Origin of the sequence: Brooklawnia propionicigenes, from assembly GCF_030297015.1 — a bacterium.
Classification (GTDB): Bacteria; Actinomycetota; Actinomycetes; order Propionibacteriales; family Propionibacteriaceae; genus Brooklawnia; species Brooklawnia propionicigenes.
The window spans coordinates 635886-656343 of the sequence record NZ_AP028056.1 but is presented as its reverse complement, the minus strand read 5'-3'; the positions used below and the strand labels follow the sequence as shown (position 1 = coordinate 656343).

The 20458-nt window shown below is 63.0% G+C and carries 19 protein-coding genes; 6 read left to right on the top strand and 13 right to left on the bottom strand.

What is annotated here, in order from left to right:
* Nucleotides 1-10 precede the first annotated feature (10 nt).
* The 4 genes from QUE25_RS03050 to QUE25_RS03035 are packed head-to-tail and all read right to left on the bottom strand — an operon-like array spanning nt 11 to nt 3919.
* Complete coding sequence (locus QUE25_RS03050) at nt 11-916, bottom strand: phosphodiester glycosidase family protein (protein WP_286267455.1); 906 nt, start codon at nt 914-916, stop codon at nt 11-13.
* Nucleotides 913-2502 carry a carbohydrate-binding domain-containing protein gene (locus QUE25_RS03045; protein ID WP_286267453.1) on the bottom strand — a complete coding sequence of 530 codons (1590 nt, stop codon included), beginning with the start codon at nt 2500-2502 and terminating at the stop codon, nt 913-915. Before QUE25_RS03045 ends, QUE25_RS03050 begins: the two co-directional genes overlap by 4 nt.
* Before the next feature lie 26 nt (nt 2503-2528).
* Nucleotides 2529-3278: a VTC domain-containing protein gene (locus QUE25_RS03040; protein ID WP_286267450.1), complete on the bottom strand. Its 750-nt coding sequence runs from the start codon at nt 3276-3278 to the stop codon at nt 2529-2531.
* Nucleotides 3275-3919, bottom strand: coding sequence for a DUF4956 domain-containing protein (locus QUE25_RS03035; protein ID WP_286267448.1), 645 nt, complete (start codon nt 3917-3919; stop codon nt 3275-3277). Before QUE25_RS03035 ends, QUE25_RS03040 begins: the two co-directional genes overlap by 4 nt.
* Nucleotides 3920-4063: 144 nt before the next feature.
* Between QUE25_RS03035 and QUE25_RS03030 the strand changes: the two genes are divergently transcribed.
* Nucleotides 4064-4684 (top strand): histidine phosphatase family protein, encoded by a 621-nt coding sequence (locus QUE25_RS03030; RefSeq protein ID WP_286267446.1) that lies wholly within the window; start codon nt 4064-4066, stop codon nt 4682-4684.
* Nucleotides 4685-4804: 120 nt separating this feature from the next.
* Here QUE25_RS03030 and QUE25_RS03025 read toward each other — a convergent pair whose 3' ends face one another.
* On the bottom strand, nt 4805-6265 hold the full coding sequence (locus QUE25_RS03025) for an MFS transporter (RefSeq protein ID WP_286267444.1): 1461 nt from the start codon (nt 6263-6265) through the stop codon (nt 4805-4807).
* A 349-nt stretch (nt 6266-6614) separates the two neighbouring features.
* Between QUE25_RS03025 and QUE25_RS03020 the strand changes: the two genes are divergently transcribed.
* Both QUE25_RS03020 and manD read left to right on the top strand, forming a co-directional pair.
* Nucleotides 6615-7301 carry a FadR/GntR family transcriptional regulator gene (locus QUE25_RS03020; protein WP_286267442.1) on the top strand — a complete coding sequence of 229 codons (687 nt, stop codon included), beginning with the start codon at nt 6615-6617 and terminating at the stop codon, nt 7299-7301.
* 216 nt (nt 7302-7517) lie between these two features.
* Entirely contained in the window at nt 7518-8732 is a 1215-nt protein-coding gene (gene manD, locus QUE25_RS03015) for a D-mannonate dehydratase ManD (protein WP_286267440.1), read from the top strand.
* A 93-nt stretch (nt 8733-8825) separates the two neighbouring features.
* Here manD and glnA read toward each other — a convergent pair whose 3' ends face one another.
* Both glnA and QUE25_RS03005 read right to left on the bottom strand, forming a co-directional pair.
* Nucleotides 8826-10247, bottom strand: a complete 1422-nt coding sequence (gene glnA / locus QUE25_RS03010) for a type I glutamate--ammonia ligase (protein ID WP_286267438.1) — start codon at nt 10245-10247, stop codon at nt 8826-8828.
* Nucleotides 10248-10371: 124 nt separating this feature from the next.
* The gene (locus QUE25_RS03005) at nt 10372-11127 is read right to left on the bottom strand and encodes a GntR family transcriptional regulator (RefSeq protein ID WP_286267436.1); all 756 of its coding nucleotides are present in this window, start codon (nt 11125-11127) and stop codon (nt 10372-10374) included.
* 297 nt (nt 11128-11424) lie between these two features.
* On the opposite strand from QUE25_RS03005, the gene QUE25_RS03000 reads away from it, so the two are divergent.
* Both QUE25_RS03000 and QUE25_RS02995 read left to right on the top strand, forming a co-directional pair.
* Nucleotides 11425-12282, top strand: coding sequence for a class II fructose-bisphosphate aldolase (locus tag QUE25_RS03000; protein ID WP_286267433.1), 858 nt, complete (start codon nt 11425-11427; stop codon nt 12280-12282).
* Nucleotides 12282-13064: an HAD-IA family hydrolase gene (locus QUE25_RS02995; RefSeq protein WP_286267431.1), complete on the top strand. Its 783-nt coding sequence runs from the start codon at nt 12282-12284 to the stop codon at nt 13062-13064. Before QUE25_RS03000 ends, QUE25_RS02995 begins: the two co-directional genes overlap by 1 nt.
* A gap of 84 nt (nt 13065-13148) precedes the next feature.
* On the opposite strand, the gene QUE25_RS02990 is transcribed toward QUE25_RS02995, so the two are convergent.
* The 6 genes from QUE25_RS02990 to QUE25_RS02965 form a co-directional block, all read right to left on the bottom strand.
* Nucleotides 13149-14021: a sugar phosphate isomerase/epimerase family protein gene (locus QUE25_RS02990; RefSeq protein WP_286267429.1), complete on the bottom strand. Its 873-nt coding sequence runs from the start codon at nt 14019-14021 to the stop codon at nt 13149-13151.
* 37 nt (nt 14022-14058) lie between these two features.
* Nucleotides 14059-14829 carry a 3-ketoacyl-ACP reductase gene (locus tag QUE25_RS02985; RefSeq protein ID WP_286267427.1) on the bottom strand — a complete coding sequence of 257 codons (771 nt, stop codon included), beginning with the start codon at nt 14827-14829 and terminating at the stop codon, nt 14059-14061.
* Nucleotides 14830-14913: 84 nt separating this feature from the next.
* A complete protein-coding gene (locus tag QUE25_RS02980; RefSeq protein ID WP_286267425.1) occupies nt 14914-15924 on the bottom strand; it encodes a LacI family DNA-binding transcriptional regulator in 1011 nt (336 codons plus the stop codon).
* 126 nt (nt 15925-16050) lie between these two features.
* Nucleotides 16051-17364 (bottom strand): TRAP transporter large permease, encoded by a 1314-nt coding sequence (locus QUE25_RS02975; RefSeq protein WP_286267423.1) that lies wholly within the window; start codon nt 17362-17364, stop codon nt 16051-16053.
* Between the two features lie 2 nt (nt 17365-17366).
* Entirely contained in the window at nt 17367-17900 is a 534-nt protein-coding gene (locus tag QUE25_RS02970) for a TRAP transporter small permease (RefSeq protein ID WP_286267421.1), read from the bottom strand.
* Nucleotides 17901-18011: 111 nt separating this feature from the next.
* On the bottom strand, nt 18012-19115 hold the full coding sequence (locus QUE25_RS02965) for a TRAP transporter substrate-binding protein (protein WP_286267419.1): 1104 nt from the start codon (nt 19113-19115) through the stop codon (nt 18012-18014).
* Between the two features lie 29 nt (nt 19116-19144).
* Between QUE25_RS02965 and QUE25_RS02960 the strand changes: the two genes are divergently transcribed.
* Nucleotides 19145-20302 carry a DUF993 family protein gene (locus QUE25_RS02960; RefSeq protein ID WP_286267417.1) on the top strand — a complete coding sequence of 386 codons (1158 nt, stop codon included), beginning with the start codon at nt 19145-19147 and terminating at the stop codon, nt 20300-20302.
* Nucleotides 20303-20458 lie beyond the last annotated feature (156 nt).

The window sequence follows — 20458 nt, the reverse complement described above, 5'->3', positions numbered from 1 at the left end:
GCCACGGCTGCTAGCCTCCGGTGGTCCAGATGATGTCGCTGGTGCCGCGTTCCTTGCCCTGGCCGAGGGGGTTGTTGACCAGCTGGCCGTCATGGACCATCGTCGATGAGCCGCCGCCGTCCAGGTTGTAGGCCACCTGAGCACCCAGACCGGCGAGAAGCTGAGCGAGTCCGGTCATGGTGACCCCGCGGCTGTAGCCCGGCGAGCGTCCATCGATCACGGCGAACAGGTAGTGGTTCGGTTCGATCATCGCGATCGCGGTGCGCGGCTGTTCGCCCTGGATCGAGTGGTTGCCGACGTTTGTGTCGATCTCCACGTCGTCGATGCCGGCTTGGATCTGTCCGTCGATGATCAACCCGGGACCGAACGACCAGGTCTGCCAGACGCCGGCATCGACGAGCTCCTGAGCGCTGATCGTGGTTTCGTCGTACACCCTCAGTTGCCCGTCGGAATATAGCGCCAGTCCATCGCGGGTGCCCTTGTCGCGGAAGGCGATGCCGTCGCGGATGACGATGCCTTCGCTGCGGAATCCGTAGTAGTCGCCGTTGATGGCCAGGGCCGCCCCGACGCGGGCGGCGATCACCGAGGGGTTTTCGATGATGTTCTCGCCGTAGGTGTCGTCGGCGAATGCGGTTCGGATCTGGCGAGCGTCCGCCGTGCTGATGTCGGCGATGTAGCCGGTGACCAGGTCGTCGTCGGCGCCTGTCGTCCAGGTGGTGATGGTGACCTTCGGGTCTGCCAACGCGTTGTCGTCGGGAGAGGCCGAGGAGTCCAGTTGCGAGACCCCGGTGACCTGGGCATGCTCGATCACGAACCGATCGAGCGCCCAGGCGCTGGCGGTGCCGGTAGCGGCCAGCGCCGTCAGCCCGCCGAGCAGCACGGCTCGCCGCGATACCTTGGGCCGGCCGTCGGTCATCGCTGCCAGGACTGGTCGCCGGCCCGACCCATTCCGCCGCCGGCGGACGCTTGGTCCGCAGTGACGCTGCCCGCGTCAGAATCGTCGACCCGAACCGTGTAGGACGAACCGCTGACGATTCCCGGCACCGAGATGACGATGTTGCCGGCGTCCTTGACCGCGGTGAATGTGGCCAGCACAGTGTCACCATCGAGTAGCTCGACGGTTTGTCCACTGGTCAACGTCTGATTCACGCTCACCCAGCCCTGGGCACTTGTGGTCGTGGGAGTGACCACCATGCCGGTGCTGCCGGCCGCGATCAGTGTGCCACCCGAGATATCGAAGGACGTGGTGTCGAGAGCGCCGTTGCCGCTCTTGGTGGGGCCGTGGACGATCGCCGTGCCGCCGCTCATCGTGACGGTGCCATTGGAGTCGATGCCATCGCCCTCGGCGTTGACGGTGATCTCGCCGCCGGTGATGATCAGTTGGGAGCCGTCGCTGGACTCACCCATGCCACCCGCCGTGCCGCCCTGGGCCTGGCCATCGGCCATCGGGCCACCCTGAGGCATCGCGCCGCCCTGGGCAGGACCAGTGTCACCGGCTTGGTCAGCCGGCTGCGCCGAATCGTTGGATGTGCCCTGCGTGGCGTTGAGGCCATCATCGCTGGAGGTCACATCCACGACCCCGCCCGCGATGACGATGTTTGCTCCCTCGAGGCCTTCGTAGGAGTTGGTGATCGTCAGGTTCCCGCCGGAGACCAGCAGGTCACCTTCCGCGTGTGCGCCGTCGTCTCCGGCATCGATGGTGACGGTGCCACCGCTCACGTAGACGTAACCGACGGTGTCGTCGTCCTCATTCGTGGATTTCAGGCCGTCCTGGGCGGACTTCACGCTGATGGTGCCGCCTTCGACGATGAGGTAGTCCTTGCCGCGGATACCGTCATCTGCTGCGTCCACGGTGATGTCACCGGCGAGGATGACCAGGCCATCCTTGCTGGCGATGCCGTCGACCCCGCTGGCGGTGGAGGTGACCGTGAGGGCACCGTTGCCGCCGATGGTGAGATCGTCCATCGAGAAGATCGCAGCGTTCGGCGCATCGGAGTCGGATTCGGCAGCACTGTGCGCCGAGGTGTCGGTGACGGTATTGGTGGATCCGTCGGCCAGGATGATCACGACCTCGTCGGCGGCAGTCACGATGATCGGCGAGTTCACCGACGACGTCATGGTGACGTTGTCGAGCACGAGCTTGACTTTGCCGTCTGCCGACGAGTCGATCGTGACACTGTGATCGGTCAGGGTGCCGCTGAGGATGTAGGTGCCGGGCTCGCTGATGGTGACGTCGTCATCGGCCAGCGTGATCGTCGTCGCCTTGGAGGCGTCGTAGTCGGCATCGTTGGAGTCGGCGTGCGATTCCTTGTTATCGGAGAGCACGTCAGCGTATTGGGTGTAGTCGACGGTGGTCGCGGTGCTGGACGAGGTCGAGCTCGAGCTGTTGACCGAACTGGCGCTGGAGCCAGTCGCGGTGAGATCGGACGAACCGCAGCCGGCCAGGGTGAGCCCGGCCAAGGCGAAGCCGACAATCGATGTGGTGATCTTCGAATGATTCATTGTGTTGTCCTGACGATCGGGTGGGTTTAGGCGGCGAACTCGTGCTTGATGATGCGGTGCCACTTGTAGTCGGGCAGTTCCGGGTTGAGCAGTGCGACCCCGATTCCGAATTTGCTGACCCGAAGGGGTCGGTGACCCATCGTCCACAGCTGCCGGTCGGCCCGTGATGGCCGCGGCGAGCCCTTGGTTTCGACGATGGTGTACTCGTCGAAACTGACCGATTCGGCGTTGTCGTCCGGAGTTGAACAGGTCAGTCCGACATCGATGGTGAGCCGCGAGACGGGTGCATCCGCGGGACAGATCTGTATCGTGCGGCGTGAGTAGTCCGTGGTCACGGTTGGTTGCAGGGTCTCGACGGGGGCATGGGTGATGCCGCGGAACAAGAGCGTTTGACCGATCCAGTGCCGTTCGGCGCTGGAGAGCGAGCCGGAGTCGCCGGTGCGGGCCAGCCGGTCCTTGATGGTGGTGCCGCGTGGCCCGCGAGTCTTGACTTCGAGCCAGTGCTCGTCGCTGGACAGATAAGCACGGGTGCGGACCTTGAGGCGGCGGCGTCGTCCGATGCCGGCATCGGCATAGCAGTCCAACTCGGGAGTGTCGTAGTAGACCGAGTGGTAGCCGAACCAGGTGAGCCCGTTGATGTCCAGAACCCGGGAGCAATCATCGAGGTTGTTCCAGATCACCGGCAGATCGGAGGTCTTGATGAGGTACTTGCGATCCACCCGGTCGAGCAGGGCGCTTTGCTCGTTGAGTTCTTCGAGGCTGATCGTCGCGGTCATCGCAGCGGCTCACGGTTTCCGGTGGCCCGCATGGCGGGCTCGAAAGGGCCTTGATAGGTATTCGGCTTGTCGAGCTGGTTGCCCGCAGTGGTGTCATTCGTGGTGAGCAGACGGTAGCGAACCTGGACCGTGGTGGAGTCGTTGATCAAGTCCACGCGGCGGATGACGAGGTCGGTGACGACGCCGCCGAGCAACTCCGAGGTCCGCCGTTCGAGAGCGGCGGGGTCGGTGATGGCCTGGTCGATGATCAGTTCTGCGCTCCTGGTATGCGCGGTGACACGAGGATGGTCGCCGATCGCGATGGCCAGCAGCACCAGGGCCATCAGGCCGATGCTCCACAACAACGGCAGCCCCTCAAGGCCGCCCAGCAAGCCCAGGCTCAAGGCAGCGAAATAGTAGGCGATTTCGCGGTGGCTCAGCTCTTCGGAGCGGAGCCGAATGATGGACAGCACACCGAACAGACCGAGGCCAAGACCCGCTGCAATCGTCCCGACCGACATCGCGGTTGCGAGGGCGAGGACGCCGACGTTGGTGACCAGGAAGCTGGAGACCAGTTCACGGCGACCCTTGCGAGGCACGTAGAAGACGAGCATCAGCAAGGTGATGGCCACGATATCGGCGAGCATCAGATACGGATTCATGGTGGGACCTTTCGGGTCATGTCATCTTGTGTTAACCATTCAGTCAGGCGAAGTTTGGTTCCATCGATGACGCATCTGTGTGTTGCCTATGAGCCTGTTGTGCCGATCGGGCTCGGAAGACGCGAGGATCACTAGGGTGGGCACATGCGCTTGCTGATCGTGCGGCATGGGGAATCGACCGCCAACCGAGACCATCTGGTATTGGGGCAGTCGTTGCCGGCGCCGCTCACCGAGCTCGGACGGCTGCAAGCCGAGGCGGCGGCTGCCACGGTGGCGGGCCTGGTCGCCGACGGGCCCGTTCAGCTATTCAGTTCGGACGCGGTGCGGGCGGCATCGACAGCACAGGCAATCGCAGATCGGTTGGGGGCTCGGCTCAACGTCACCCCGCTGCTGCGCGAACAGTGCCTGGGCGAACTCGAAGGACGCCCCGTCAGTGAGTTGCGGGCTCTGCCGACCCCCGCCGGCTTGGATGTCTCCGAGGTCGCGTGGGGCGGTGGGGAGTCCATCGTCCAGGTCCATGAACGCATGCGGCGGTTGCTGGCGTGGCTGAGAACACGCATCGATGCTCGCGGCACGGTCGTGCTGGTCGGACACGGCGACGCGCTGTGCGTGCTTCAGACGGTGCTGGCGGGCAGGGGGCACCGGGATGTCGACTGGGAGCATGACTCGCTGGCACCCGCCGAGGTGCGCGAGATCAGCGCCGCCGGGTTGGCGGACGAATGCGGGGACGGGGTGTCGCCTGGAGCCGGCTGTGAGGTTGGTTGACCGGTTTGCTGCGGATCAGCTGGGCGGCCCGGGAGAACACGCGGCTCAGGAGAAATACAGTGGCGGGCAGCCCCGGTTGGAGCCGCCCGCCACTGGCTACGGACTGATCAGATGGCAGAGTTACACGACTGCCGAGGCTTCGCTCTGAGGAGCGATTCCGCCGACCTCCTCGGTCTCCACGTAGCCCCACATCTCCGGCAGGATGTACTTCGCCGAGAAGAAGCCGATGAGCGACAAGATGCCGACGGCCGCAGTGGCCCAGGCCTTGCCTGCGTACTGGGTGAGGACCGGGAAGACGAAGGCGCCGAAGAACGAGGCCGCCTTGACGAAGACGTATCCGAAGCCGGACGCGGTCGCCTTGAAGCGCGCCGGGGCGGCCATTGAGACGATCGTCATGCCGTTGGAGGCGTCCCAGTAGTGGCCCCACATCAAAATGCAGGCACCGACCACGAGCAGGCTCCCCCAGGCCACCGGCGGAGTCTGGTTGAGCGCCTCGAAGGGGGCGATCTTGGCCAGCGAGATAGCTCCGATCATCAGACCGATGAACGACAACCCGAAGCCCCACATCGACAGGCCGCGATGGCCGATCTTCGGAAGCATCAGCGGGGCCACGAAGCCGGAGACTGTCGCCAGGCAGAAGACCAGCGCGGTCACCAGGTTGGATCCGATGATGTTGCCGGCTCCCGCAACGCCGGCGACGGTCAGGATGAACGGCAGGTAGAAGCCCCAGGCGGTGAACTCGGCGCCCTGGCAGGCATTCGAGATCCAGCCGAAGATCGATGCGCGCTTCTTGATCGGATCTCTCCAGATGACACTCAAGAAGTCGTGCAGCTTCGGCTTCTCGATCTTGACGTCCTGGTCGGGCAGCATATCGAGGTCGTCATCGAACAGCAGCTTGCTGGTCGCCTTCGCCTGGACGAACTTGCCGCGCTGAATGAGCGACAGCGGTGTTTCGGGCAGATCCAGCCGCATGATCAGCAGCAACAGGGCCGGCACGGCACCCAGGGCCAGTGCTACGCGCCACAGGATGGTATCGCTAAAGATGTTGGTGGCGAACAGGATCGTGATGACGATGATGGAGAAGACCTCGCCCAGACCGAACATGAACTGCCAGCGGGAGCCCATCTGCTCGCGGGTGCCCTTCGACATCGACTCCATGATGTAGGCGTAGCCGTTCGAGATATCCGAGCCCAGCGGAATACCGATCAGCAGCCTGATGATGATCAGGTCGATGATGTTCTGGGAGAATCCCTGCGCGATGGCCAGGATGATGAACAGCACCATCGTCAGGATGAAGACCTTCTTGCGTCCGAGTCGATCGGCGACCACGCCACCGATCAGCGCGCCGATCAGCGCGCCGCCCTGGACCGCCGCGGCAACCAAGGACAGCTCAACGGCATTTGGCTGAAACTCGTTCTTGATGAAGATCAGCACAAAGGCGATCGCATAGAGATCCCACGCTTCGATGAGGATCGTGGAGATCATCATCCAGCCGCCCTTGCGGCTCGAGATGGTCTGGGGCTTGTTGAGCAACACATGGGTTGCCTGATCCGACAGGCGTCGGATCGTCTCTTGATCCATATTCCCTCCTTTGGGGTTCGGGTACGCCGGATCAGTCGCCCGAGGTGGAGGAGGCATCATGGGGTGTCTCGCGCCAGGTGTGCCGGTTCGGCAAGCCCGCTTGGCCTGGACCAGTGCCGCGCGGGTAAGACCGCCGTGAACAGGAGGGCGTCAGCGTGTCGCTGCCGAAAGTGGCTTCGTCAGCCGGCGCCCGACCAGACTGGTGGTTGCTTCACGAGAACGGTAATTTTCTGGAGACGGCCTGTCGATTGATGCGACCAAATGCGAGACAACTTGTCAGAACTTATGACCAGTGATAGAGGCTGAGTGGTGTATTGCATCGCCGTGGCCGTGATGACAGGAGGACGGTATGGGAGCCCCGACGCTGCACCAAGCGATCGTTGAATCCGTGGCGCAGCACATTCTGAGTGGTGAGATTCAGCCCGGCGAGGTGCTCACTTTGACCTGGATCCAAGAGGAATACGGCGTCTCTCGTACCGTGGCGCGGGAGACCGCGCGGGTGCTCGAGTCGGTCGGACTGCTGGAAGCCCGCCGCAAGGTGGGGCTGGTCGTCCGGCCGCAGAGCGAATGGAGTGCGCTCCACCCGCGCATGGTGCGGTGGATGATGCAGGGCGGTGGTCATCTCGCGGAGCTGCGAGCATTGACCGAATTGCGGCTCGCCGTCGAACCGGTCGCCGCATCGGCCGCGGCTACCCTGGCCACCAGTGAGCAACGAGAAGAACTGAAGGCCCTGGCCAGACGGTTGTATCAGCTTGCCGACCGGGCCGATTCGCAGGACTTTCTCGAGGCTGACATCAGATTCCATGCGCTGCTGCTCGAGGCGAGCGGCAATCCGATCTTCGTCTCGTTGAAGGGCGCGCTGGCCGAAACACTGCGCGGACGCGTCGCCTGGGGGCTGATGCCGCGGGAGGCTGCCCTGATGGCGATCACCGGCCACGCCCATGTGGCCTGGCTGGTTGCCGGCGGCGATCGGGAAGCGGCCTTCCACGCGACGGTTGCCATGCTCGGCGGCCTGCGCCGGGAGTTGGGGCAGTAGCACGTCGCGGCTCCGGGCCATTCACCTGCCGGCCGTCGGTCACCTGCCGGCCGTCGGCGGGCGGCCGACCGGTGATCGGTGGCCCGGGCAGGACCTTGGATTGAGACCCCCCACGTCGAGGTCTGAATGCTTAAGGTATTACTATTGCAATTCGGACGACGGGCATCGCGAGCGTTGTGGCCGCGAGCACGTCCACGAATGATGGAGTGCTGATCAGTGAGGACAATCAGAAGCGCCGAGGTTTTGCTTACCAGCCCGGGCCGCAACTACGTGACCCTCAAGGTCACCACCGATGATGGGATCGTCGGGTGGGGCGATGCTACGGTCAACGGACGCGAATTGGCGGTGGCGTCGTATCTGCGAGATCACATCGCGCCGCTGCTGGTCGGCTTGGACGCGGACCGGATCGAGGACACCTGGCAGTACCTCTACCGTGGCGTCTACTGGCGCCGGGGGCCGATCACGATGGCTGCCATCGGCGCGGTGGACCTCGCCCTGTGGGACATCAAAGGCAAGGCGCTCAACCAGCCGGTCTATCAACTGCTCGGAGGCAAGGTACGAGACCGGCTCCTCGCCTACACCCATGCCACCGGATGGTCGACTCCCGAACTGCTGGAATCCGTGGACGCCATCCGGGAGCGTGGCTTCACAGCCATCCGTGCGCAATCAGGCGTCCCCGGGCTGGATTCGGTATACGGGGTGCAGCGCCATCGCGACGCCTACGAACCTGCATCCAGGGGAGCGAAGCCGGTCGTCGAAGTCTGGGACACGGAGGCCTATCTGCGGCATGCGCCGGTCATGCTCGCCGAGGTCCGCGACCATGTCGGGCCCGAGCTGAAGCTGCTGCACGATGCTCATCACCGGTTGACGCCGATCGAAGCCGCGCGGCTGGGCAAGGAACTGGAGCCGTTGCGGCTGTTCTGGTTGGAGGACGTCACCCCGGCCGAGAACCAGCAGGCACTCGACCTGGTGCGTCAGCACACGACGACGCCACTGGCGATCGGCGAAGTCTTCAACACGATATGGGACTGCAAGGACCTGATCATCGGGCAGAAGATCGACTATGTCCGCACCTGTGTCATGCATGCGGGGGGTATCTCGCATGTGCGACGCATCTTCGACCTGGCGAATCTCTACCAGGTGAAGGGTGCTCCGCACGGCCCATCCGATGTCTCGCCGCTGACCATGGCTGCGTCGGTTCACCTGGGCATCTCGAATCCGGCTGGCGCGATCCAGGAGTACATGGGATACCCCCGCGAGGTGAGCGAGGTCTTCCATGTGTCCTACGAACTCGTCGACGGATACCTGGTGCCGGGAGAGGCCCCGGGGCTGGGCGTCGAATTCGACGAACAGGCCGCCGCAGGATTCCCTTTCGAGTCGGCCTATCTCCCTGTCGCTCGTGACCGCGACGGATCGATGCACGACTGGTGAGCGATCGATCCGCACCGAAGAAATGAACCGGGTCAGTACCTCCAAGAGGTACTGACCCGGTTCATTTCGGCTTGGGGTGACAAGCCCAAATGATCAGATCTGGTAGTACAGATCGAACTCGTAGGGATGCGGACGCTGACGCAGTGCGTCGATCTCGTCGTTCTTCAGATCGATCCAGGTCTGCAGGAGGTCAGGAGTGAAGACGTCTCCGGCCAGCAGGAAGTCCTTGTCGGCTTCGAGGGCGGCCAGCACCTCATCCAGCGAGGACGGAACCTGGGTGACCTGAGCGTGCTCTTCGGGCGGCAGTTCGTAGAGGTCCTTGTCGACCGGAGCCGGCGGCTCGATGCGGTTCTGAATGCCGTCGATGCCGGCGAGCAGCAGTGCGGAGAAGGCCAGGTACGGGTTGGCCGACGGATCGGGGCAGCGGAACTCGATGCGCTTGGCCTTCGGGTTCGAACCGGTGATCGGAATGCGGATGCAGGCCGAGCGGTTACGAGCCGAGTAGACCAGGTTCACCGGGGCTTCGAAGCCCGGCACCAGACGGTGGAAGCTGTTGATGGTCGGGTTGGTGAAGGCCAGCAGCGCCGGAGCGTGCTTGAGGAGGCCACCGATGTACCAACGGGCCACGTCGGACAGCTGAGCGTAACCGTTCTCGTCGTAGAACAGCGGCTTGCCGTCGTTCCAGATCGACTGGTGGCAGTGCATGCCCGAGCCGTTGTCACCGAAGACGGGCTTCGGCATGAAGGTCGCGGTCTTGCCGTTGACGAATGCAGTGTTCTTGACCAGGTACTTGAACTTCATGACGTTGTCGGCGCTGGTCAGCAGCTCGTCGAAACGCCAGTTGATCTCGGCCTGGCCGGCAGCGCCGACCTCGTGGTGAGCGCGCTCAATGATCAGACCGGCATCTTCACAGTGCTTGACGATTTCGTCGCGCAGATCACCGTAGTGATCGGCGGGAGCCACCGGGAAGTAGCCGCCCTTGGTCTTGACCTTGTAGCCGAGGTTGCCACGCTCTTCTTCGCGGGCGCTGTTCCAGCCGGCCGACTCCGCGTCCACCGAGTAGAACGCGCTGTGCCCGTTGGTCTCGTAACGCACGTCATCGAAAACGTAGAACTCGGCCTCGGGAGCGAAGTACGCGGTGTCGCCGATGCCGGTGGTGCCGAGGTATGCCTGAGCCTTCCGCGCGATGTTGCGGGGGTCGCGGCTGTAGGGCTCCTTCGTCAGCGGGTCATGCACGAAGAAGTTGACCACCAGCGTCTTCGACTTACGGAACGCATCCAGGTAAGCCGAGGTGGGGTCGGGCATCAGGGCCATGTCCGACTCGTTGATCGCCTGGAAGCCAGTCACGGACGAGCCGTCGAATGCCAGGCCCTCCTCGAAAACTTCGGGACCAAACGAACCCACAGGCACAGTGAAGTGCTGCATCACTCCTGGCAGATCGCAGAAACGGACGTCGACGTTCTCGACGTTCTCGTCCTTCAAATACGCCAAGAGATCATCGGCGCCTTGGAACATGAGGTCTCCTTCAACTCGACGACCGGGCTTTCCCGGCCCGCTGAATCAGTGAACGGGTTCACGCTATCCAGCCAATCTAGCGGAGGTGTTGCGCGAGTGTTTCAGCCATGTAACGTCTGGGCCGTCACAGATCGAAGCTGAAGCTGATCTGCACCTTGTCACCGCGGAACAGAATCTTCGAGTACTCGTACGGAGTCCCTGAAGCGTCGAAGATGAGGTCCTCGAGAAGCAGGACCGGGTCGCCACGACTCAGCTTGAGCTGCCGTGCGACCTCAGTCGTGGCAGATACCGATTCCAGCTTCTCGTCGACGTGTTTCATCGCCAGGTTGTAGTGCTCATCGAGGATGACGCACAGCTGGTGGGAGGTCAGATCGTGCTGGTCGAGGGTCGGCGCGAGCCGATACGGAACAAAGGAATGGTGCAGCGAGATCGGTAGGCCATCGGCGCTGCGCACCCGTTCGACGGTGAAGACATCTTCGCCGTCGGCGAGGCGCAGATGTTCTTGCACGGACGGACTGGGAGTCGTCCTGGTGCTGCGGATGAGTCGTGTCGTGGTCTGGTAGCCGAGGCTTTCGAGCTGCTCGCGCACGCCTCGGTAGGCGGGGGAGCTGGTCTCGATCTTCTTCTTGGCGACGAAGGTGCCCTTGCCTGCCACGCGGACGAGCAGTCCGTCCTCGACGAGTCTGGTGAGCACGCCCCGCACCGTCATCCGCGAGACGTTGAAAATGCGGTTGAGTTCGTTCTCTGAGGGGATCCGGTCGCCGGGTGCCCACTGACCGCCGGCGATTTGGGCTCGGAAGATCTCTTCCAGTTGCGCGTACAGCGGCACAGCCGAATCGCGCGCGAGGCCTGTCGCCATCGGCTCGATATCGGTTGTCACTGCATCTCCTGTGAGGCCGAGTTGGCAGGGTCGCTGCAGGCGCCGTGGCCGGCCGGTTGTGCGAGCAGCGCGTCGTCTCCACGGGTGGAGGCTCGACGACTACACCCTACCCGCGACGGCGAGTTGTCCGATGCGCGAATGGGGTGTGGGCGGCACCGGCCGAGGGAATCGGTGGCAAATACTGGTACATACCTGTATAGTCACGTCTATGGAGGCGCCGAGGCTGAGGGAACGGTTCCTGGTTCGGAGCCCGTGAAGACCAGAGCGAGATCTGAGACTGCCGAAAGGGATGTGACGATGAAGCCGACATCAACAGTTGAGTTGTTGAAAGCCGCTCAGGCGGGTGGGTATGCGGTGGCTGCCTTCAATGTTGTGGACGACGTGAGTCTGCGCGCGATCGTTGCCGCGGCGAACCGTGCGAGCTCACCGGTGATCATTCAGGCGTCGGTGAAGACGGCGAAGTCGATCGGAGTGGGGTTGCTGACAGCCATGTTCGACGCCGCGGTATCCGATTCGCGGGTACCGGTCGCCTTGCATCTGGATCACTGCCCGGATCGTCGTGTCATCGAGGACGTGGTTGCGGCGGGCTGGTCGTCCGTGTTGTTCGATGCGTCGAACCGCGATCTGGAGACGGCGATCCGCGAATCGCGGGAGGTAGCCGAGTTGGCACATGCTCACGGCATCGGCGTCGAGTCCGAGATCGAGAACATCGTCGGCGTTGAAGACGGTGTCGGCTCCGATGTGATTGCGCACGCCTACAGCGCGCAGCAGGTCGTCGAGGCGGCCCAGGCGAGTGGCATCGACTTGATCGCCCCGCAGCTGGGCACTGCCCACGGGGTTTACCATGGTCGTCCGAAACTGCTTCCGGAGCGAGCACGGGAGTTCAGGGCATTGTCGGACAAGCCGATCGTCCTGCACGGGGGCACCGGATTGACCACGCAGGAATTCCAGGCGTTCATTGAAGCCGGAGTCTCGAAGATCAATATCTCGACGGAGCTCAAGATGACGTATATGAAGTCTGCGCTCGCATCGCTGCGGCGATGCGAGCAGACCCAGGAATGGGATCCGCCAACGTTGTTCAATGAGATCGGTGGAGCGGTCGAGACCATGGCGGTCGGCTTCTTCGAGATCTTCGGCTCGGCAGGCAGGGCATGATGACCCCGGCGCTGCTCATCTTCGACTGCGATGGCGTTCTGGCCGACACCGAGCGCGATGGCCACCGGGTGGCGTTCAACCAGATGTTCGACGAACTGTCGATCCCGCTGCACTGGAGCAACGACGAGTACGCCGCGCTGGTGAGCATCGGCGGGGGCAAGGAACGCCTCGCCAGCGTGCTGACTCCCGCCTTGCGTGAACAGTTGGGGCTGCCCGAGGACGAAGAAGTACTTAAGCAGGAGGTGGCTCGTTGGCATCGGGTGAAGACCCGCCGCTACACCGAGCTGGTGACCGCCGGTGCGCTGCCAGGCCGGCCGGGTGTCAAGCGCCTGATCGGTGAAGCCGATCGCAGCGGCTGGACGGTCGCGGTGTGCTCGACCTCTGCCCGCGAATCCGTCCTGGCGGTCCTACAGCATGTGATCGGGCCCGAACTCGCCACACGCGTGCACATCTTCGCCGGAGACATCGTCGCGCGCAAGAAGCCGGCTCCCGATATCTATCTGTACGCGTTGGACAGTCTCGGGTTCGGGCCGCACAACGCGGTGGTGGTCGAGGACAGCGGCATCGGCTGTCGGGCCGCGGTCGGCGCCGGCCTGGCGACTGTGATCACGGTATCGGCATACACCGGCGGGGACGATTTCACCGGTGCCGCCATGGTGCTTTCCGATTTGGGGGAACCTGGAGCTGCCGCAACCGTGCTGGCAGATCCGTGGGGCGTGCAGGTGGGGGAGTATGTGGATCTCGGCGTGCTGAACAAGGTGCTGGAGTCGCGGCAGGGCTGAAGGCCGGCATCGCGAGATCCGGCACTGAGGAGGTGTTTCCTTATGCCCCGGCAGCAGGGGCATAAGGAAACACCAGGCATCGTCTCAGCGCAGATACGGCAGAACGAGCGCGCTGTAGCGCTCGGCAACAGTGCTGAGCAGTTCGTCGGTGGGCAGATCCCAGATCTTTCGGTTGAAGATCTCGACCTCGATGTCGCCGGTGTAGCCGGTCTGCTCGACCAGCGAGGTGATCGTGGCGAAGTCGATGTAGCCATCGCCCATGAATCCGCGGGAGTTGAGAGTGTCGAGGTCCAACGGAAGAACCCAGTCGCTCACCTGGTAGGACGAAATCTGTCCGGCTCGTCCGGCGCGTTCGACCTGCGAGGCCAGCTGGGGATCCCACCAGACGTGGTAGGTGTCCACGACCACCCCGACAGCCCCCTGATCGAATGCATCGGCGATATCGAGGCACTGGCCCAGAGTGGACAGCACGCCGCGGTCGGCGGCGAAGATCGGGTGCATCGGCTCGAGCGCCAGACGCACCCCGCGAGACTGCGCATAGCCGACGAGGTCGCCGACGCGGTCGATGACCCGCTGCCGCGCTGCGCCGAGATCCCGATCGCCATCGGGAATTGCAGGTCCTCCGAAGTCGCTGGCGGCCGGCAGACCGCCGACCACCATCACCAGTTCCGAGGTGCCGAGCCCGGCTGCTTCGTCGATCGCGGCCTTGTTGTCGGACAGCGCCCACGCGATGGCATCAGGCTCGGAGGCGGTCATGAAACCTCCGCGGCACAGCGCCGACACTCGCAGCCCTGCCTGCTTGACGAGTTGGGCCGTGCGTTCGACACCGGTCTCGGCGACGCGGTCGCGCCACAGCCCTACCGCTTCGTAGCCATGCTCGGCGGCCGCGGCCAGTGCCGTCGGCAGATCGAGGTTCTTGGCGGTTGCTGTATTGAGGGAAAGGCGATTGATTGACATCACTGCTCCAGGAGTCCGGCCGCTACCGTGGCGATCATCACAGCACCGGGATCCGCATGCCGCCATCGACGTAGATGATGTCACCGGTCGAGTACTTGAGCCGACCTTCGGCCAGCACAATGACCGCCTCGGCGACGTCCTCTGGTTCACCCCAGCGAGCAATCGGGCAGTTGCCGTCCTCGAGGATGTACTTGTCGTACTTGGCCGTGACAACCTTGGTCATCTCGGTGCGGATGATTCCGGGGCTCACTTCGTAGACGGGAATGCCGTGCTCGGCCAGGCGGATCGCGAGGAGCTTGGTCATCATCGAGACCCCGGCCTTGGAGATGCAGTACTCGCCACGGTTGGTGGACACCATGGTGGCAGAGGCCGAGCCGGTGTTCACGATGACCCCAGGCTGACCGCCCGGGTTGCGAGGAGTGTTCTTGATCATGAGGGCAGCCACCACCTGGGTGAGCAGCAGCGGGCTGCGGAGATTCACGTCCATGACTCGGTCGTAGCTCTCCAGCGGCATATCGAGGATGTCGAGGCGCTTTTCGGGGCCGGTTCCGACGTTGTTGCACAGCAGGTCGATCTGGCCGAACTTGTCCAAGGTGGTGTTCACCAGAGTCTCACGTGTGGCAGCATCCGTGATGTCACCCAACAGGAACAACACCTTGCCGCTGTCCACGAGCTGGTGGAATTCGTCATCGGTGGACTCATTGCGAGCGATCGTGCTGACGTTGTAACCGGCAGCGATCAACTTCTTGACGATGGCCAAACCGATGCCCCGGGATCCTCCGGTGACGAGGGCGGTTGGCTGATTCATGTCTTGCTCCTTTGCGTAGGGTCGAACAAAAATAGGCGCGCAATATCGCTGTGCGGCGAGCGGGCCGCCGCGAAATCGCGCAATTCAGCTGGCTGATGCGTCGTGATTCGATGGCGCTGGGCCGGTGGATTGCCGTATTACGAGACTTGCGAGCAGCACGACTTCTTCTCGCATGATGCTTTGTCCGGAGATCGCCTTCTCCAGTAGTTCCACGGCGGCGCTGCCCAGTCGCTCGAGTGGCATCGCCATGGTGGTCAACGGCGGATAGGTGGCCTCGGAAATCAGGACGTCGTCGGTGCCGACCACGCTGATATCTTCGGGCACTCGAAGGCCGCGTTGGTGAAGACGGGACAAGATGCCGATCGCCGCCAAGTCGTTGAAGGCGATGACCGCGGTAGCCCCCGACGAGATGACCAGATCTGCTGCGGCCATGCCGCCATGTGCGAAGGCGGCGAAGTTGCCCAGATGCATGATCTCGAGTTCATCGTGCTCTGCATCGATCTGGATCAGTGCCGAGCTGCGCGCGACTTCGGACGGTGATGCCGCCGACCCGCCGGCGTAGGCAATCCGGCGATGCCCGAGCGCGGTGAGATGATTCACGATCTGCCGCATGGCATCGGTCTCGTCCACCCGCACCGAATTCACCGACGGGACCGAATGGTTGATGAGCACCATGGGTGCGCGTGCCGACATCTCGAGGATCTGGGAATCCGTCGAGCGGCTGGAGCATGAGATCACGCCCTGCACGCTCGGCGGCAATCCGTTGAGCAACTCGGATTCCTGTTCGATGTCTTCACTGGTGTTCGCGACCATCATGTTGAACGAACGCATGTGCGCACGCTGCTGGGCGGCCTTCGCAATCGCAGCGAAGTACGGGTTGGCAATGTCAGGAGCGATGAAAGCTATCGTCGGATGACTGGTGCCAATTCCGTACGGACGTCGTACCTGCACCGGCTCGTAGTCGAGGGCCTGTGCGGCCTCTCGAACCCGGCTGAGCGTGGCAGGGGAGAGTTTGTCAGGATGCGTGTACGCCCGCGACACTGTAGATACTGAAACCCCCGCGCGCTGCGCAACTAGTCGAGCTGTCGATGTCATGAGGCGGACTCTTCCATGTACCGAGCGTAGAGGGGCGGATGTTCTCGTCGTCAGCGTAGCGTACCCCCACCTTGGCAGCAATTGTTGCTGCAAATGCGGTTGCATCTTGCGATCTCCTCTGCCGTGTTATGCCGGTGTGATCATGCCGGCTGCGGTGGGTAGCCACAGTGATAGGGCGGGCACGTATTGGACGATGAGCAGCATGACGATCAGGGCTCCGAAGAAGGGCATGAGGGGGCCGATGACGTCTTCGACTTTCTTGCCGGCGACGCGGGCGCCGACGAACAAGACGGGTGCTGATGGTGGGGAGATGATGGCTAGGCCCATGTTGAACATCATCATCATGCCGAGGTGGACCGGGTGGACTCCGTATTGGACGGCGATCGGTAGGAAGATCGGGGTGAAGATCAGCACTGCCGGGGTGGCGTCCAGGGGGATACCGATGATCAGCAAGATGACGGCCATGATGAGGAGGAACACCACGGATGAGTCGGTGAACGAGGTCAGCCAGTCGGCGATCAGGTTCGGGATGTTCGCGAAGACCATGGCGTAGCTCATGATGGACGACAATCCGATCAAGAAGATGACCACCGACGCGGTACGGGTCGCGGTCAGCAAGATGCGGGGAATGTCGCGGATTTTCACGGTGCGGTAGACCAGGGACAAGATCAGCGCGTAGGACACGGCCACGGCCGCGCCTTCGGTCGCGGTGAAGATACCGGTGATGATACCGCCGATGACGACCACGATCAGGCCGAGGCTGGGCAGGGCCCGCAAGAACGCGCGCATGCCGTCTTTGAAGGGCGGGAAGCCTTTACCTTTGAGTTCGGGACGTTTCCGCGCGTACAAGAAGACCAGCACCATGCAGGTCGCGATCCACAAGATTCCGGGAATGTAGCCGGCCAGGAACAGTGCGCCGACCGAGGCCTGGGAGACCAGCGCGTACACGATCACGGTGTTCGACGGGGGGATCATCATCCCGGCCGGCGCGGACGCGATGTTGACCGCGGCAGCCCAGCTCATGTCGTAGCCGTCTTTTTCCATTTCGGGGCTCATGATCGCCCCGACCGCCGACGCGCACGCCAGGGAGGATCCCGAGATCGTGGAGAACAACATGTTCGTCACACAGTTGGTTTGAGCCAGCGCTCCGGGCATCGGCCCGACCAGGGCTTTCGCGAACTCGATGAGCCGAGACGCGATACCGCCTTGGTTCATGATCGCCCCAGCCAACACGAACAGGGGGATCGCCAGCAGCGCGAACGAGTCGACACCGTTGTAGATCTTTTGAGCCGAGGTGAAAATACCCGAATCGTGGCCCATCAAGATGACCAGACAGATCGCCGAGGGCAGACCGATCGATACCGACACCGACACGCCGATCGCCATCAGCCCGAACATGCCCACCACCAAGATGATGGCGACAAGTGCTGCGTCACTCATAATCAGATGCCCTCTTCCTGCAGGGATGCAATATCAATGTCTTCTTCCGGAAGGAGTTCCTTCACATCCGAAGTGACCGTCTTGATGATGTGCAAGACGCAGTAGATCGCGATAAGAGCACCCGCGAGAGGCAAGATCATGTAGATCTGGCCCTGGGAGAACGGCAACAACTCCACCGTCTGATCGAACGCCGACGACGCGAGTTCCCACCCGCCCATGATCATGATCCAGACCGCGAAGAACCCCACGATCGAGTGCGCCAAGATCTCGAAGAACTTCACGACCGCGGCCGGGAACTTCCGAACCAAGAAATCGATCGCGACATCATCATTCTCACCAATGACATACGCGGCACCAATAATGCCCTGCCAAATGAAAATGATCCGCGCCATCGCCTCGGTCCACGCGTTACCACCACCGAACGAACGAATGACTACCTGGTACACGACCAGAATGACCAGCAACGCGAACAATACGATACAAACCCATCTCAAAATCGCATCGACCACGCGCTGAAATACGCTAAAAGCTTTCATGCACTGAGCCTTTTTTGTGTGTGTCAACGGGTTTCCAGTACCCGCTTCGGGAGGGAAGGACCGCCGGTTCTTCCCCATGGAGATCTGTGGCGAAGAACCGGCGGAGTGCTGTCACTTGGCCGGGTGAGCCTGATTGGCGGCCTGCACGCCCTCGTAGAGCTTGATGCGTGCATCATTCTGATTGACCGAAGCCAGGTTCTGAGGCGCGACGAGAGCCTTGAAGGCGGCGACGTCGACGTCGTCGTTGAACTGAGCGCCGATCGCCTCCGACTGGGCTATCGACTTGTTGGCGAATTCGACCATGCCGTCATTGGCCGCCGTCTGGACCTCGGGCAGCAGTCCCAGGAGTGCTTCGCGGTCCGCCTCGTCCATGCCTGCCAGCGTCTTCGAGTTGATCAACAGGTAGTCGGGCATGAGCAGATGCCGAGTGTACGAGTAGTACTTCGCGACCTCGTCGTGCTTCATCGAGTGGTAGACGGCTTCGTTGTTCTCAGCACCGTCCAGGACGCCGGTCTGCATCGCCGAGTAGACATCGCCGAAGTTCATCGGGGACGCGGTCGCGCCCATGGCTTCGATCATCGCTACCTGCGAATCCGACTGCTGCACCCGGACCTTCAGACCCTGCATGTCAGCAGGAGTCCGGATCGGGCGCTTGCTGTTGTAGACGTTACGGGTGCCGGCGTTCACACCGGTGAGGACCGTGATCGACTTGCTCGCCTCGAGCGAGGTGTACAGATCGCTCAGCAGATCAGTGTCCGACAACACCTGGGTCTGTGCCTCGGTGGAGTCGAACATGTACGGCAGGTTGAACACCACGAAGTCCGGGTTGTATCCCTCCAGGATGCTGGCCGCGATCCACATCATTTCGACGGTGCCGTTCGACAGATTCTGAACGACATCGGCCTGGCCGCCCAACTGCTCGTTCGGGTAGACCCGGATCGAGTACCGGCCGTCGGTCGCCTCCTCGAGCTTCTTGCCCAACTCGACGCCCGCCACGTACTGCGGGTGATCCTCGGTCTGGTTGAACGCCAGCTTGAAGACCGTCTTGGTGCCACCACCAGAGAGCTTGTGCTGCTGGCTGCGGCGTGCTGCCAGAAGTTTCGCTGTCGAAGAGTCCCGCTGCCGAAGACTCGCCCATGGCCGCCTGTACGCTGGCGGAGTCTTCGGAAACACCAGGTGACCATTGAGGACATATGGGATGCAGTAGCCCGTCATCTCATCACCTCCGCGCAGAAGGAATCCGCATGACTACGCCCGCCACGGTCCGAATCCCCGGGCCCAGCGGGGCACGCACCGTTGAGTTGCTCGCCCCGCCCGCGCTGATCACTGCCAGGACTCCGCCATTGAGCAGACTCGTCTACGCCGCCGGTCACGTCGTGGCCGATCCACTACGCGCCGCCGCCTCGGTATCCGCGACCATTGACTGGGACGCCACCATGGCGGTACGCCACAGGTTGTGGGCCCTGGGGCTCGGTGTTGCAGAGAGCATGGACACCGCCCAGCGTGGCATGGGTCTGGACGCTGCGACTGCCCTCGAACTGGGCCGACGCACCGTGCGGGAAGCGGCTTCTTGCGGTGGGCAGGTGGTCGTCGGTATCGCAACCGATCAGCTTCCTGCCGGTCCGGCGACGCTTACCGCGATAGGTGATGCCTATCTTGAGCAACTCGAACAGATCGAGTCCGCCGGCGGCTGTGTGGTTGTCATGGCCAGCAGGCAGCTCGCCCTGAGCGCGGCTTCCGTGGACGACTACCTCGCCATCTATGGTCGCGTGATCGAGGCAGCCAGCCGTCCCGTCATTCTGCACTGGCTAGGTGCGATTTTCGACCCGCAGCTGGCCGGTTACTGGGGCAGTGATGACCTCGACGCCGCTGTCGACACCGTGGTGACCCTCGTCAACGCCCACGCCGAAGCCGTCGTCGGAATCAAGGTCTCCCTTCTTGACGCAGGACGCGAGGGCGTGCTGCGCCGTCGGCTTCCCGAGGGGGTGCGGGTGTTCGCCGGCGATGATTTCAACTATGCCGAGCTCATCGCCGGCGACGAGAGCGGTCATTGCGACGCGCTTCTGGGCGCATTCGCGGTCATACCTCGGTACGCGTCCGCTGCGCTCCTGAGGCTGGACGCCGCAGACACCGCGGGGTTTCACACAATTCTCGATCCCACCGTTGCGCTCAGCAGGTTGCTGTTCGAGGCGCCCACGCAGTTCTATAAGACCGGAGTCGCGTGGCTCAGCTTCCTCATGGGGGACCAGTCGCACTTCCGGATGCTCGCCGGGCTCGAGAGTGGTCGTACCGTCTTGCATCTGGCCGACCTGTTCGCGGAGGCGGCAGGCATCGGACTGTTCCCCGACCCCGAACTGGCGGTGGATCGCGCCACTGGCTATTTCCGCGGTATCGGGCTGTGAGGCGAGCACGTCAATGCTTGTCCAGACGTCTCCGCTGGGTTGCCTCGTCCAACGGTGCGGCGTCAGGCATGGGGCAGGCGCGTGGCAGAGGGCTGATGGATGAGCAGTGATGACACGTCGACAGCAATTGCTGCAAAGATGCAGCTACGGTAGGAT